This window comes from Candidatus Blochmannia vicinus (genome assembly GCF_023586525.1).
In the GTDB taxonomy this organism is placed as follows: Bacteria; Pseudomonadota; Gammaproteobacteria; order Enterobacterales; family Enterobacteriaceae; genus Blochmanniella; species Blochmanniella vicinus.
The window spans coordinates 437,490-453,335 of sequence record NZ_CP097763.1; the positions used below are offsets into that span (position 1 = coordinate 437,490).

Genomic DNA, 15,846 nt, shown 5'->3' on the forward strand with positions numbered 1-15,846 from the left:
TAATATCAGTTCACTTATTATATTTATGTAAGTAAATTACTTGCAATTAATCATTCCAATTGTATAAAAATTTTTATTTTACTACAAGTAGTAGCAGTATAATTCACTTTTATAAAATTGTTATATTTTTGTTAAATATTTTTAATAACTTCATTATGTTTATCATTTGTTTTAAAGTAACCATTTTGACAAAAATAGTTTTGAAGTGAATTATATTTCACCGGTAAATGTTCATTATCTAATGTTGAAGTATTAATTAAAACATGTTTTAGTTAAATATACATTTAAAATACGTTTTAATTTTTAAAAACAATAAAAACAATATACTAATTAATTCTTATGTTATTTAATTATTTATATATTGGTAGTCTTAGTATATAAAATACTGATTTAGTGTATTGAGTATTAACAATAAAGATGTACTATATTTTATAGTGATTTTGTTAAAAACGATACTTATTAAAGTAGATATTAATATATGAAAAAAATATCGTCATCAGAAACTAATTGTGTATCTGCTTTGTATATAGTTCCAACTCCTATTGGAAATTTAAAAGATATTACATATCGAGCGTTGTCAGTGTTGCGCCAAGTAGATTATATTGCTGTAGAGGATACGCGCCGTACTCGCATATTATTAAATTTTTTTTCTATTCGTACATCTTTGTATGTATTACATCAATATAATGAATATAAAAAAATACCAATATTAATTTCAAAATTACAAGCAGGATTAAGTGTTGCTGTAGTTTCTGATGCAGGTACTCCATTAATTAATGACCCAGGATATCGTTTAGTACAATGTTGTCAAAAACTAAAAATCAAAGTTATCCCGCTTCCTGGTCCATGTGCCGCTATTACTGCATTATGTGGATCTGGATTGCCGACAGATCGGTTTTGTTTCGAAGGATTTTTACCCCATAAACACAGGCTACGCATAAACCGCTTACAAGCCTTATTGGAAGAGCCACGCACATTAATTTTTTATGATGTAAAACATCGCATAATGGATACTTTAAAAGATATGATTAGTATTTTTGGATTAGAACGTTATGTTGTATTAGCTCGGGAATTAACTAAAATATGGGAATCTATTTACGGAGCTCCTGTAGGCCAATTATTATCTTGGATACAAAGAGATAGTTCTCGAATTCAAGGAGAAATGGTTTTGGTAGTAGCAGGAAATTGTCTAAAAAATCATGAATTGTCGCCAAAAATATTTCATGTCATGAACTTGTTGGCATCGGAATTACCTGTAAAAAAAGCTGCAACTTTAGTAGAATATATATATGGAGTAAGAAAAAATATACTTTATAAAAAATATTTGAGTAAGCGATTAAATAAAATTGTAGATCAAAATATTAATATTGATTAATGATATCATTTAAAATAATGGTTATAATATTTCAAGGAGTTAGCCAAACAATCGCTGCTTCTTTGTATTTGAAGTAATAAAGATAAAATTGATATAAATACAAATGAAGGGGAGGAAAGTCCGGGCTCCATAGGGCAAAGTGCCAGGTAATGCCTGGGAGATGCGAATCTACGACAAGTGCAACAGAAAGAAAACCGCCGATAATTATTTTTTATAACGAATAATAATATAGGTAAGGGTGAAAAGGCGTGGTAAGAGCACACCATATGGGCTGGTAACAGTTCGTATCATGTAAACTCCACTCGGAGCAAGGCTGAATAGAAGTTCTATAGTATGGTCCGTACTGAACTTGGGTAAGCTGCTTAAGCTGGCATGAGAATGCCAGCGTAGATGAATGATTGTTTAAAACAGAACCCGGCTTAAAGGCTAGCTCTTTGTTAAAAATAAATATAGAGTAGTAAAAATAAAATAAAAAATAATTTGAATAGTTAAATATTTAGTTTTGTAGTCGGTAATGTTGCTTTAAAACTATTAATTATAGAAAAGTTATAGTATTTATAATAGAAAATGAAAACTTTGTTGGATACTTTAATATAAATATATTATATGTTATATATTAGCACAAATATTTTATTTGTAGTATTGTTAAACGAATTTTTCAAGTTATCAATAAATACAATAGATAAATATATAAATTAAAAAAATTGAATTAGTATTCATTTAAAACATATCATTATATATATTTCATATAAATAAATATATCATTGAATTAAAATTTCTATAAAAATATTTAGGAATTTGTAGTTATAGTGATTAAACAAACAAATATTACTCTCTAACTACTCGTTAGTAGTATAATGTAGAGATGTTAGGGGAATACTATATTTATACTTTTCGTTAAGCAGTGATGTAACTAACAAATAAAGATATGTGAAGATATAAATTTTTTAAATTAATTGTATATTTTTATATGTATGAAATTAAGTGAGTCATGGATATTTTAAAAGAATTACTAAATATAATATGGCAAAATAATATTACGTTATTTCCCAGCTTAAGGTTAGCATTAGCTATTTACTCGTTAGTATTTATTATTCTTTTTTTAGAGAATGCTATTCTTCCTGCATTTTTTTTGCCTGGAGATAGTTTGTTAATTGTATTAGGAGTATTAATTGCGAAAGGTATTTTGAATTTTACTGCAACTTTAGGAATTTTAACAGTAGCTGCAGGTTTAGGTAGTTGGATGAGTTATTTACAAGGTAAATTTTTAGAAAATAATAAGACTATAAAAAGCTGGTTATCTTTTATACCTAATAAGTCCTATCAAAGAGCAAATCGTATGATCCATAAACATGGGCTATCTGCCCTTTTTATCGGTCGTTTTATAGTATTCGTGAGAACAGTGTTACCTACTATTGCAGGAGTGTCTGGATTAAGCTCCTTTCGTTTTCAATTATTTAATTGGATTAGTTCGTTTGTATGGGTATTTATACTTATTGTTTTGGGTTTTTTTTTAGAACGATTAGAATTTTTCTATGTATCATAATAGATAATTTAGTAAAAATCATCCCTAATAATATGGCTACAATGTTACTAAATTATGGTTTCTGTTAAAAAGTACTTTGTAAACATATGATGAGATAAGATAAAAAATTATTTTTTGGAAAAAATTGTGACCCCTGCTGGATTTGAACCAGCGACCAAGCGATTATGAGTCGCCTGCTCTAACCAATCTGAGCTAAGGGGCCTTGATTTCAATTTTATATTAAATGAATCATTTATGATCGAGTTGTTTATATTTTTATTAAATTTTATTGACGTTCTACCATGTAATTTTTATTTATTGATATTGTAAACGCGTAGTGTATAGCACACTTTACGCAACTTTGCAAAAAAATTGTTATGTTTGATATTTGTATGTTAAATATATATATTGTAAATTAATTTCTAATGCTACAAATTATACCAACAAATTGGCAATTATAATTTTTAAAATTTTTATATTTATTTAATCATCTAAAAAGCTGCGTAATATTTCAGAACGGCTAGGATGACGTAATTTTCTTAAAGCTTTTGCCTCTATTTGACGGATACGTTCCCGAGTTACGTCAAATTGTTTTCCCACTTCTTCTAAAGTATGATCAGTATTCATATCAATACCAAACCGCATGCGTAATACTTTAGCTTCTCTTGGAGTTAATCCAGCAAGTACATCATGGGTAGCAGTACGTAAATTATCTGAAGTTGCTGAGTCTAAAGGTAAATCAAGATTCGTATCTTCAATAAAATCACCAAGATGAGCATCTTCATCGTCTCCTATAGGAGTTTCCATGGAAATAGGTTCTTTCGCGATTTTTAATACTTTTCTGATTTTATCTTCTGACATAAGCATGCGCTCTGCTAATTCTTCTGGTGTTGGTTCATGTCCTATTTCTTGTAGCATTTGCCGAGAAACTCTATTAAGTTTATTAATAGTTTCTATCATATGAACTGGAATTCTAATAGTACGTGCTTGGTCTGCTATTGATCTAGTAATTGCTTGGCGAATCCACCAAGTAGCATAAGTAGAAAATTTATAACCACGACGATACTCAAATTTATCTACAGCTTTCATCAAACCAATATTACCTTCTTGTATCAAATCTAAAAATTGTAACCCTCTATTTGTATATTTTTTAGCAATAGATATGACTAAGCGAAGATTAGCTTCAACCATTTCTTTTTTAGCTCTGCGAGCTTTAGCTTCCCCAATCGACATACGACGATTAATATCTTTCACTTGTTCTATTGTTAGTCCTGTTTCTTTTTCAATTTGGTGTAGTTTTGATAAACTATGTTGTACATCCTCATCAACTTTATGTAATGTTTCCGACCATGACGTGTTGTTCATAGATAAAGCTGTATCAAACCAAGCTTTATTAGTTTCATTTCCTGAAAATAACTCTATGAAACTTTTCTTAGGCATTTTACTAATTTCAACACATAATTTCATAATCAAACGTTCTTGTATGCGTACTCGTTCCATCATAGAGCGCATATTATTAACTAAATTATCAAATTGTTTTGGAACTAATCTAAATTGTTTAAATACTTCGGAAAGCTTTAAGATTTCTTTTGATGATTGAGCATGATTGCGTCCATTATATTTTATTGATTTTCGAGTTATTTCATATTGATCACGTAGCGCTATAAATTTTTTACGAGCTATGTCTGGATCAATGTTATTTTCATCATTATTTTCTTCTTCATCGTCATCAGATATTGCTTCAGAAACAGTCTCAGAAGTTATATTTTGAGTTATATTTGTGTGTGCTGATGCTGATATGTTTTCTTCATCTGCGGCGTTAGGATCCACGAAACCTGTAATTAAATCTGAAAGGCGTGTTTCTCCGGTTTCTACGCGTTTATATTGGTCCAGCAAATAAGTAATTGCTTCTGGATATTCAGCAACTGAGCATTGCACTTGATTTATTCCATCTTCGATTCTTTTAGCGATATCTATTTCGCCTTCTCGTGTTAATAATTCTACAGTGCCCATTTCTCGCATATACATTCGTACTGGATCAGTTGTTCTACCTAACAACTCTGAATCAACATTAGCTAACGCCTGCACAGCTGCTTCTGTTGCATCTTCTTCATCATTAGTTGAACTAGTGTGTTCAATTAACAAAAATTCATCGGAATTAGGCGCTTCTTCCATGACTTGAATACCCATATCATTCATCATTTGGATTATATTTTCAATTTGACCTGGATCCACAATATCTTCTGGTAAATGATCGTTGACTTCAGAAAAAGTTAAATATCCTTGTTCTTTCCCAAGTGTGACGAGTAATTTAAATTGTGATTGTGGGTTATGTTCCATAAAAAGACTCCCACGTTTGCAGTAATATTTAAAAGTTTAATAGATGGTGTAACGTCCATCTATCGATGATATGTAAATAAAACTATTAATAAATAATTTATTCAGGAGGTATTTTTATGATTATTTTCATTAGTAATATTGAACCTAAAAAGTGTATAATTTTATATTAACGTTTTGATAATGTTTGAGTTAATAACCACAACTCTTGACGTTCTTGTGTTGTTAATCCAGATATTCGATCATGAGCAATAAGCATTTCTTGACGTTGTTCAAGAGTCAAATTATATAATTTAGTTAATGCATCAATAAAAGTGGTTTCTATCATATCATTTGTAATCAAGTGGTTCCAATAGGCTAGTGTTTCAAGTTTTGAAAAAAATTTATTCTCACGGTAATGCTCTAACAGTTGCGCAGGAGTTGGTGCTGGACATGTCTTGCATATTTTAACCAAATCAGTAAAAATCAAAATCATGACATCGTCTTTTTTAAATTGTTTTAATTCTTGTATGTTTGGTACTAGTTTGGCAAGATGTGGATTTTGTATTAATAATCCTATTAATATGTGTTCTATTCCATAACTTATACAATATTTTCTTGTTTTGTTAGTAGATAAAATAGGTTTTTTTATAAGTAATTGATTTAGCTTATTTTCATCTAAAATTCCTATTTTATTACCTAATTGTTGTAGTAAACACAATTTTAGTGTTTTTCCAGGAATTTTATTAAGCATAGGCAATATTAGGCTGCTTAATTTAACCCGACCCTCCAACGTTTGTAAATTTATTTTTTGTGATAATGTTTTAAATAGAAAATTTGATAAGTCTTGTTTTTGTGTTAATATTCTCAAAAAATTATTTTTTCCTATTTTACGTATTAATGTATCTGGATCTTCTCCATGAGGTAGAAATATAAAATTTATTTGTCGATCATCAGTAAGATATGGTAAAACAATGTTTAATGTACGCCATGCAGCTTTTTTACCAGCATGGTCGCCATCATAACAACAAATAATTTGATTGGTGATGTTATATAATAATCGAATATGATTAGCAGTAGTAGTTCCTAAAGAGGCGACTGCATAATTAATTCCAAATTGTGTTAATGTAATAACGTCTATATAACCTTCTACTAAAAGTATGTGAGAAGGATTTTTGTGTTGTATGCGTGTTTCATATAAACCATATAAATGTTGATTTTTTTTAAAAATTTCGGTATCTGGCGAATTTAAATATTTGGGCATTTTTTTGTGTGTGATAACACGCCCTCCAAATGCCACAATTCTTCCTGCTATATCTCGTATAGGGAACATAAGACGATTACGAAATCGATCATATTTATATTTTTTGTTATTACTAATTAACATACCTGATTGGTCAAGTAGTGTTTGATCATATGATGTAAAACTAAATTTTTGTACTATGTTATCCCATCCAGGTGGAGCAAATCCAATGTTGAAGTCAGCAATAGTTTTAGCGTTTAATCCACGATTGTGCAAATATTTGTAAGCATATAAATATTTTCTTTGCATTAGTATATTTTGATAGTATTGACTTAATTTATTCATTAACTGATATAGATTGGTTTTTTGATGATTATTTTTTTTTAAAATGTCTACATTCAGCTCTAATGATATCCCATTTATAATTGATAGTTCTTTGATAGATTCAAGAAATGTAAGTCGGTCATAATTCATCAAAAAATCTATTGCATTCCCATGTGATCCACAACTAAAACAATAATAGAACTGTTTTTCGATATTAACAGTAAATGATGGGTGTGTTTCGATATGAAATGGGCAACGAGCCAGAAAATTTTTTCCTTGTTTTTTTAAAGATATGCGTCGACTAATTAACTCAACAATATTAGTACGCGATATCAATTCATTGATTATTGTACTTGGGATACGGGTAATTATATCTCCTTAGTTTGTGCTATTGAATAACACTAACGTCATTATAAATTATGATTAAATGCTTATGCCTATAAATATAGGTAATTCAGTTTTACTAATTATAAAACAACATTTTCATTTATTTTTGTATGCTAAAAATTATATGAGTGAGAATGATTTAATATAATCGAACACGTCGTAAATTTTCTCGAGCTAATTTTTTTGTATGACGCTTAATTGCTGATGCTTTTGCTCGTTTACGTTCTGTAGTTGGCTTTTCATAAAATTCTCTGCGACGTACCTCAGATAAAATTCCTGATTTTTCACAAGATCTTTTAAAGCGGCGTAACGCTACATCAAATGATTCGTTTTCACGTACTTTAATTATTGGCATATATCCTTTCTCTATTATTATTTATTTTAAATTTTTTGTTGAAGATTATGATTTCAATATGATTAAAATAACTATATTTTTACTATTTTGTAATATAACATTATGACATGAAATATAAAACTAATGTGAAGTATTTTATAATTATTAATTAAATATGGAAAATGTATATGCGAGTTTTAGGTATTGAAACCTCATGTGATGAAACCAGCGTAGCAATTTATGATCAATGTCAGGGATTGTTAGTTAATAAAGTATATAGTCAAGATTCGTTACATGCTGACTATGGGGGAGTTGTGCCTGAATTAGCTGCTCGTGATCATGTACGAAAAATAGTTCCTTTAATTTTGTCTACATTAAGACAAGTTTATTTAAAGCCTGAAGATATCAATGGAATAGCGTACACTGCTGGACCTGGGCTGATAGGTTCTTTATTAGTTGGAGCGACTGTTGCTAGAACATTTGCTTATGCTTGTAAAATACCTGCTATCGATATTCATCATATGGAAGCTCATTTATTAGCCCCAATGTTAGAAAAAAAAGCTCCTGAATTTCCGTTTGTAGCATTATTAGTATCTGGTGGGCATACTCAACTAGTATTTGCAAGTAATATAGGAGAATATAAAATATTAGGAGAGTCTATTGATGATGCTGTTGGAGAAGTATTTGATAAAATTGCTATATTATTAGGATTAAAATATCCTGGCGGCGCTTTGTTATCACAAATGGCTCAACAGGGTATTACGGATCGTTATATATTTCCTCGTCCCATGATTGATCGACCAGGCTTAAATCTTAGTTTCTCTGGATTAAAAACTTTTGCTGTAAATACTATTATGTCAAGTGCTCACGATGTTCAAACTCATGCTGATATTGCGCGTGCATTTGAAGATGCAATTGTTGAAACATTAGCAATTAAATGTCGCCGCGCATTGGACCAAACTGGATTAAAATGTTTAGTAGTATCCGGAGGTGTTAGCGCTAATCATGCGTTGAGAGCGTATCTTGCAAGAATGATGCATATCTTAAAAGGAAAATTATTTTTTCCTAGCCCAGAATTTTGTACAGATAATGGAGCAATGGTTGCTTATACTGGATTTATTAGACTTAAGGCTGGATTATTCAGTGATTTACCGATTTTAGTAAGACCACGCTGGTCTTTAGAATCCCTTCCGAGAATAAGATAATTACTTTAATTATTATTAGCAATATTTTATATTAATTACGCCAAATACGTTTTTCTTGATGATTCCATAGTCGTTTAATATTGATAATATGCTTGATTAAAACTAAAGAAGATATTATTATTGTTGGAAGTAAATGTTGGGGTTGAAAGTACCAAGTGTAGAAAGGTACGATCAATGCAGCAATAATAGCACCTAATGAGGAATACCCAAAAGATAGTACAGTTAACAACCAGGTACTTATCATAATGACGGAGAGGTTAATGTTTATTGTAGTAAGTGCTCCAAATGCGGTAGCTACACCTTTTCCCCCATAAAATTTGAAAAATACGGGATACATGTGTCCTAAGCAGGAAAAAATAGCTGCTATTCCTAAAGAATCAGGTGAAATTTCTAGATAATGGCCTAGCCATATTGGAATTGCACCTTTTGATATATCGAATAATATTACAAAAATTGCAATTTTATAACCTGCGATACGAAAAATATTAGTAGCACCGGGGTTTTTAGAACCAAAATATCTTGGATCTGAAATATTTAATATTTTGCATATTAAAATGGCGCTAGATATTGATCCTAACAAATAAGCGGATATTATTATTAAAATAGAAACAGAAGTCATAAGTTATTCTTTTTTGATGTGTAATGAATGATTATTATATAGGAATTAATATATAGTGTATTTTTTACATCGTTAGTGTTATTTTAATAAATGATTTATTTACATAAATTAAATATCACAGCATATAAATGAATATTCTATTTATAGAACAACTAATAGTAATGGCATATATAGGTATATATGATTGGGAAAAAAAATATCTACAGAAGTTAATTTTTGATTTGCAATTATCATATAATACTGCAGTTTTTCTAGGTAAAACAGGTACTACATCGTATGTAGATTACACTCGTGTAAGTCAAACAATACTTGATTTAGTGAGTAAAAAATATTTCTATTTAATAGAAGATGTTGCTAATTTAACAGTAAACACGTTAGTAAAAAAGTTTTGTATTTGTTGGATTCGTGTAAAAGTGAGTAAACCTGGCGCGATTCGTAGCGCTTCTAATGTTGGTATATGTATTGAACGAAAAGTGAATATTTCTTAAATATTTAAAATAAGATTAGTTTCTTAAGAAAGAATATGTGTATTTATTTCAGATAAAATGAGTTTTTAAATAAAAAAATTGTATTCTATATCCTACAAACAATATGGTAGTTTATGTTTCAATTATTTATATTAAATTAAATGTTATAATCATGTTGTTTATTTTGGGTTATTAATGTTAGATGTACATAGATTAACTATTTCATTAATTCTGGGGATAGTGGAGGGCTTAACAGAATTTCTTCCTATTTCTTCAACAGGCCATATGATGCTAGTGGAGAGTATTGCTCATTATATGGATGATTCAGAAAAAACTTTTGCTGTGATTATTCAGCTAGGTGCGATTTTATCTATAACAATAATGTTTTGGAATAGATTATATAGTATGGGTGTAATTTGTATAAAAAAAATATTTGTTAAACAACATTATGATAAAAATCATTTATGTATTCGACATATATTATTAGGGACATTTCCTGGGGTAATATTGGGTTTAATTTTTTATGAAGAAATTAGATTGATTTTTGGGTTAACATATATTATGTATGGATTAATAATCGGTGGAATATTTTTATTAATTGGAGAATTATGTTTACTAAAAGGACCGCGTGTATCAGATATTGATAATATAACCTACGTGCAATCTTTTTTAATTGGATGTTTTCAATGTTTAGCATTTTGGCCAGGATTTTCTCGTGCTGGAGCTACTATCGGAGGAGGGTTATTAGTTGGATTAAACAGGCGTATATCATCAGAATTTTCATTTTTTTTAGCAATTCCTATTATATTTGGCTCGGTAGTATTAACTTTATATCATTGTGGATCTTCTATTAGTGCGATGGATGCTTTATTATTAGTTGGCGGTAGTATAGTGGCATTTGTTATAGCTTTACTTACCGTAAAATGTTTCTTAAAAATAGTTCAAAATATCTCTTTGGTTCCTTTTGCTATATATCGATTTTTGTTAGCCGGAGGAATTTATTGGGGATTAATAACATAATCAAAATTGGTGTTTTCAAATAGTAATTAATAGATGATATAGGAATTGAGAATGGATCTATATATTTTATTCTAGATCTTACATAAGAAGATCATCGTTATGTATATGACAATCTTAAATCTATATGAAAATTTCTTAGACAATTTTGGTGTTGATAAAAGAAGATATTCTTCGTATTTAAATAATTGTTTTTTAGTTTGAATTATGTACTTTAAGTTATTTTATTATTTATAGTTTTTAAAATTTTTATATTTAAATATTATTTGTTTTTATTTTTCCATATTTTTAAAGCATGCAATTGTCTAGTATATAATTCTTTACTTATATTGACTCCAGTAAATCCGTCTTCAATAATATTTGAAATGGGGATTTTTTTAGCAATAGAAAAGGCTGTATACAAAAAATTTTTCTGATTATATAAATAATTATTATAATTTATGCATCCTAGCATATTAGCTTGACTAATTAAAATGATTTGTTCTAGTCTTCTAGGACGTCGCCAACAATCAAAAACATCAAATAATTTCATTAACATTTTAGGTGTTAACGTTTCGATATTATATAAATAGTCATGATATTCGGAAACAATTTTTGCAAAATTACAAATTTCATGTGGTATTTTTAATCTATTACATAAATTATTGATTAAAGGCACCCCTAATTTTCTGTCATCATGATATTCGATACAGTTTTTTTTATTATTAAGAAAAGTTGGCTTTCCTAAGTCACGACATAAAATAGAGAAGCGCACATTGAGATCGTCTGTTAAACAAGCAGTCTTAGTAAGCATCATCATAGTAAGATTCTCTGTGTTTATTGGTGTACTCTGCTGTACCACTGAAGTAGGTATATCAAATAATGTGTCTAATTCAGGAAACAAGATTTTTAATGCTCCACAATGACGCAAAACCATAAAATATATTTGTGGATTATCTGTAATTAAAGCTTTCTTTGTTTCAATCCATATACGTTCTGGGGATAGAAATAACAATTCATGAGTCATTTCTTGCATTAATATTAATGTTTCTGGAGCTATAGTAAAATTCATATGCGCGAACCGCGCAGCAAACCGTGCAACTCTTAATACTCGTAGAGGATCTTCATTAAATGTATGAGAAACGTGCCGTAATAATCGTAATTGTATATCTCGTTGTCCATGATATGGATCCACAAGATTGCCATGTGTATCATAGGCCATAGCATTAATGGTTAAATCTCTGCGATATAGATCTTCTTCAATAGTGACTGATGGATCTGCATGACAAGTAAAACCAGTATAGCCTTTACCGGATTTTCGTTCAGTACGTGCTAACGCATATTCTTCATGATTTTCTGGATGCAGGAATACTGGAAAATCTTTTCCAACTTGCTCGTAACCATTGTTTAACATCTCTTGAGGGCTAGATCCTACTACCACCCAATCTTTTTCTTTAATTGGTAATTTTAACAATGTGTCTCGTACAGCGCCACCTACTAAATACTTTTTCATCATGCAATTTTTTAATTAAATGATCTATATCTTAATAGAAGAGATATATAAATTATACACATATTTTATATGATGCTGATGAATCAGAAAATAAAATTATTTTATATGCCATATAATTTTTAATATAAAATATAGTGCGATTGGGTTTATTGTTGTTAATCATCTTATATAAGAAATTAGTCAAATAACTATTTTAATAATAATAAGAAAATTAGCTGGGATATATAAAATTGTATGTGGTGTAAGCAATTTTAAATATAAGAACACTAATATATGTTTTTTAATTTAGTATAAAATTCTTGTCTATAAATTTTTGGGGAGATACACGGTTCATTTTAATTAAACACAATACTATAAAACATCAAGAATTATTTATATTTATAGATTTTAATTATTTACTAAATAATTTAATATATTATTGTTGTTATTAACTTAATGTAAAATTAATCATGGTTTTATTTGTTTAAGTAAGGTGTATTTTAAGTAAATTATGACTATTATTTTTCCGAGTTTTTCCAAATCTAGTGTGTTAGTTGTAGGAGATGTTATGTTAGACCGATTTTGGTATGGGTCTACCGACAAAATTTCTCCAGAAGCACCTGTTCCGATCGTTAAGATTAATAAAATTATAGATAGACCAGGTGGAGCTGCCAATGTTGCAATGAATATTGCCGCTTTAGGTGCTCAACCAAGATTGTTAGGATTCACTGGAGTTGATGAAGCGGCTAACATTTTAAAAAAACAACTAGATCAGTCGAATGTAAAATGTAATTTTATTCCAATTAATACTTGTCCTACTATAATTAAATTGCGAGTAATGTCACGTAATCAACAAATTATTAGATTAGATTTTGAACAATATTTCCATAATGTTGATACTACAAAATTGCTTAAACAAGTTGAATTTTATTTACCTAAATATAAGGTATTAGTATTATCTGATTACGCTAAAGGTTCTTTAAATAGTATAGAAGAAATGATTAAATTAGCACGTTATATCAATATACCAATTATAATAGATCCTAAAGGTATACAGTTTTCTCGTTATAAAGGGGCTACTTTATTAACTCCTAACATATCAGAGTTTGAATCTATAGTAGGATTTTGTCGTAATGAAAAGACTTTAATAAATCGTGCCCAGGAGATTATAATTGATTATAATTTATCAGCTTTATTGATTACACGTTCTGAACGTGGTATGACTTTATGTACACGGAATGCAGCTCCGTTACATTTTCCAACTCAAACAAAAGAAGTGCATGATGTAATCGGCGCTGGAGATACAGTGATTGGTGTATTATCAGCGGCGTTATCTTCCGGTAAAAGTTTAAAGAAAGCATGTTTTTTAGCTAATTTAGCTGCTAGTGTGGTAATAAAAAAATCTGGTACTTCTACTACTAATTTGAATGAAATAAAAAGTATTATAAATAGTTATACGTACATTAATTTGCCTTATGGCATATTAGATGAAAAGACGTTAAAACAAATAATATCTTTAGTTCGTAATAAAGGTGAAAAAATAGTGATGACTAATGGTGTATTTGATATACTGCATCCTGGCCATATAAGTTACTTAACCAATGCTAAAAAACTTGGAGATAAGTTAATTGTGGCTGTAAACAGTGATGATTCAACAAAACGATTAAAAGGCGAAACAAGGCCTATAAATACTTTAGAGAAACGTATGCTTGTGTTAGCTGCTTTATCAGTAGTAGATTGGGTAGTTCCTTTTCATGAGGATACGCCTGCAAGATTGATCGCAAATTTGTCGCCAGATTTTTTAGTGAAAGGAGGTGACTATCACGTTTGTGACATTGAAGGAAGTCAAGAGGTATTTAAAAATGGAGGAAAAGTACATGTATTAAATTTTAAGACTGGTTGTTCTAGTAGTAATATTATTAATGCTATTAAGCGTAAAAGTAAAAATGATATAAATTAAATTATAAATGGTGAATTTTTAGTGTGATGTTACAAAAGAATATAGTAAATATTTGGACAATGAAATGTGGGTATTACAAATAATGTGTAAATTTCAGATGTAATGCAAAAAATGTATTGAGATGATGAGAGGTCCTTATCATAAATAGATGTATTTATAATTATGTAGTTATGACAGGATTTATTTTAGTTGTATTTATTATTAAAATTTTTTATTTTAATTTTTATTAAGGTTTATATTTGTATTAGCTTTAATGTTTTATAGTTTATTTAGTTATATATTTTGAATAAAAATTTATAGTTGTACATCGATTTTTTATTGATTTATATAATAAATATTAACTACTTGGGGTATGATAATTATTTGGTTTTACTCTTTGAATTATGCGTAAAATATTAAATAATTTTTTAGAGTGGATTATTAGGAATAGCAGTAAGTTTTAGTTTTTCAATATTTATAATAATTAGTGTTTTTAGTTATTTTTTGATTATTTAAGAATTAAGTTTAGTTATCCGGGATTTAATATAAATTTAAGCGCATATAGAGTTATGTAATGTATGTTTTATGGACGTAGTGTTTTAATTTTTCTTATCAATCAGATATAATTTTGGGATAGGATGATTTATTACATATATACTATGATGTGCTTTATAATGATAGAAATGCATATATAGTATGTATGGTGCTATTAGTAGAATTTTTAAATAGTGTTTTAACATGATTTTGATATTTATAATGATAATATAAATAAGGGTACTGTTTTGATAAATTTTAATTTATGAGTATTTGGTTTTTACTGAATCATAGTTTTAATTCATGTCTATTTTTTCCCTTGTTTCATAAATGATGAGGTTGATGAGGATTAAAAATCATGCGTCGGCAGAGTTTTCTATCTGAATTTGGTACTCCTGTGGAGCGTGTCCAAAATGCACTAGAAGCACTTCGTAATGGTCGTGGTATTTTAGTAATGGATGATGAAAATCGTGAGAATGAAGGTGATATGATATTTGCTGCAGAAAATATGACAGTTGAACAAATGGCATTAGCTATTCGTTATGGTAGCGGAATAGTTTGTGTATGTTTAACAGAAGACCGGTGTAATCAGTTGAATTTACCAATGATGGTAGAAAATAATAGTAATCGTTATGGCACTGCTTTTACTGTTACTATAGAAGCAGCAGAAGGTATAACTACTGGAGTTTCAGCTGCAGATAGATTAACTACAATTAAGGCTTCTATAGAAGATAATGCAAAACCTTCTGATTTGAATCGCCCTGGCCATGTTTTTCCTTTGCGCGCCCAAAATGGTGGGGTTTTAGCTCGTATTGGACATACAGAAGCGGCTATAGATTTAACTTCATTAGCTGGATTGAGACCGTTTGGAGTATTGTGTGAAGTAACAAATAAGGATGGCAGTATGGCGCGTATATTAGAAATTGTTACATTTGCACATAAATATACGATGCCAGTGCTCACTATTTCAGATTTAATAACTTATCGCGTCAATGTAACTTCTTAATATATGTTAAGTAACTTGAGCTGTTTATGGGTTTGTAAATATTTTAAATAATATTAATCATAAAATAATTATCGTTAAACATAA

12 protein-coding genes, 1 tRNA gene and 1 other RNA gene are annotated in these 15,846 nt (G+C 29.0%); 8 read left to right on the forward strand and 6 right to left on the reverse strand.

Going from position 1 to position 15,846, the window contains the following annotated elements:
- The first annotated feature begins 478 nt into the window (after positions 1-478).
- From rsmI to M9408_RS01835, 3 genes are all read left to right on the forward strand, one after another.
- Positions 479-1,375 (forward strand): 16S rRNA (cytidine(1402)-2'-O)-methyltransferase, encoded by an 897-nt coding sequence (gene rsmI, locus M9408_RS01825; protein WP_250256985.1) that lies wholly within the window; start codon positions 479-481, stop codon positions 1,373-1,375.
- A 35-nt stretch (positions 1,376-1,410) separates the two neighbouring features.
- An RNA gene (rnpB, locus tag M9408_RS01830) (RNase P RNA component class A) lies at positions 1,411-1,813 on the forward strand.
- Between the two features lie 553 nt (positions 1,814-2,366).
- The gene (locus M9408_RS01835) at positions 2,367-2,921 is read left to right on the forward strand and encodes a DedA family protein (RefSeq protein WP_250248517.1); all 555 of its coding nucleotides are present in this window, start codon (positions 2,367-2,369) and stop codon (positions 2,919-2,921) included.
- A 127-nt stretch (positions 2,922-3,048) separates the two neighbouring features.
- On the opposite strand, the gene M9408_RS01840 is transcribed toward M9408_RS01835, so the two are convergent.
- The 4 genes from M9408_RS01840 to rpsU all read right to left on the reverse strand — a co-directional run bounded on the left by M9408_RS01840 (position 3,049) and on the right by rpsU (position 7,525).
- Positions 3,049-3,123, reverse strand: a tRNA-Ile gene (locus M9408_RS01840).
- A gap of 260 nt (positions 3,124-3,383) precedes the next feature.
- On the reverse strand, positions 3,384-5,240 hold the full coding sequence (gene rpoD / locus M9408_RS01845) for an RNA polymerase sigma factor RpoD (RefSeq protein WP_250256986.1): 1,857 nt from the start codon (positions 5,238-5,240) through the stop codon (positions 3,384-3,386).
- A gap of 166 nt (positions 5,241-5,406) precedes the next feature.
- Positions 5,407-7,155: a DNA primase gene (dnaG, locus tag M9408_RS01850; RefSeq protein ID WP_250257470.1), complete on the reverse strand. Its 1,749-nt coding sequence runs from the start codon at positions 7,153-7,155 to the stop codon at positions 5,407-5,409.
- Positions 7,156-7,309: 154 nt separating this feature from the next.
- The gene (rpsU, locus tag M9408_RS01855) at positions 7,310-7,525 is read right to left on the reverse strand and encodes a 30S ribosomal protein S21 (RefSeq protein ID WP_250236286.1); all 216 of its coding nucleotides are present in this window, start codon (positions 7,523-7,525) and stop codon (positions 7,310-7,312) included.
- Positions 7,526-7,692: 167 nt separating this feature from the next.
- On the opposite strand from rpsU, the gene tsaD reads away from it, so the two are divergent.
- Positions 7,693-8,709: a tRNA (adenosine(37)-N6)-threonylcarbamoyltransferase complex transferase subunit TsaD gene (tsaD, locus tag M9408_RS01860; RefSeq protein ID WP_250256987.1), complete on the forward strand. Its 1,017-nt coding sequence runs from the start codon at positions 7,693-7,695 to the stop codon at positions 8,707-8,709.
- 31 nt (positions 8,710-8,740) lie between these two features.
- Here tsaD and plsY read toward each other — a convergent pair whose 3' ends face one another.
- Positions 8,741-9,328, reverse strand: a complete 588-nt coding sequence (gene plsY, locus M9408_RS01865) for a glycerol-3-phosphate 1-O-acyltransferase PlsY (protein WP_250256988.1) — start codon at positions 9,326-9,328, stop codon at positions 8,741-8,743.
- 128 nt (positions 9,329-9,456) lie between these two features.
- Here plsY and M9408_RS01870 point away from each other — a divergent pair, with 128 nt between their 5' ends.
- Complete coding sequence (locus M9408_RS01870; RefSeq protein ID WP_250236291.1) at positions 9,457-9,816, forward strand: FolB domain-containing protein; 360 nt, start codon at positions 9,457-9,459, stop codon at positions 9,814-9,816.
- Positions 9,817-9,990: 174 nt separating this feature from the next.
- The gene (locus M9408_RS01875) at positions 9,991-10,815 is read left to right on the forward strand and encodes an undecaprenyl-diphosphate phosphatase (protein ID WP_250256989.1); all 825 of its coding nucleotides are present in this window, start codon (positions 9,991-9,993) and stop codon (positions 10,813-10,815) included.
- Between the two features lie 259 nt (positions 10,816-11,074).
- Here the strand turns inward: M9408_RS01875 and M9408_RS01880 are convergent, their stop codons facing one another.
- Positions 11,075-12,304: a tRNA CCA-pyrophosphorylase gene (locus M9408_RS01880; RefSeq protein WP_250257471.1), complete on the reverse strand. Its 1,230-nt coding sequence runs from the start codon at positions 12,302-12,304 to the stop codon at positions 11,075-11,077.
- 490 nt (positions 12,305-12,794) lie between these two features.
- On the opposite strand from M9408_RS01880, the gene hldE reads away from it, so the two are divergent.
- Entirely contained in the window at positions 12,795-14,243 is a 1,449-nt protein-coding gene (gene hldE / locus M9408_RS01885; protein WP_250256990.1) for a bifunctional D-glycero-beta-D-manno-heptose-7-phosphate kinase/D-glycero-beta-D-manno-heptose 1-phosphate adenylyltransferase HldE, read from the forward strand.
- Between the two features lie 871 nt (positions 14,244-15,114).
- Positions 15,115-15,762: a 3,4-dihydroxy-2-butanone-4-phosphate synthase gene (ribB, locus tag M9408_RS01890; RefSeq protein WP_250248503.1), complete on the forward strand. Its 648-nt coding sequence runs from the start codon at positions 15,115-15,117 to the stop codon at positions 15,760-15,762.
- Positions 15,763-15,846 lie beyond the last annotated feature (84 nt).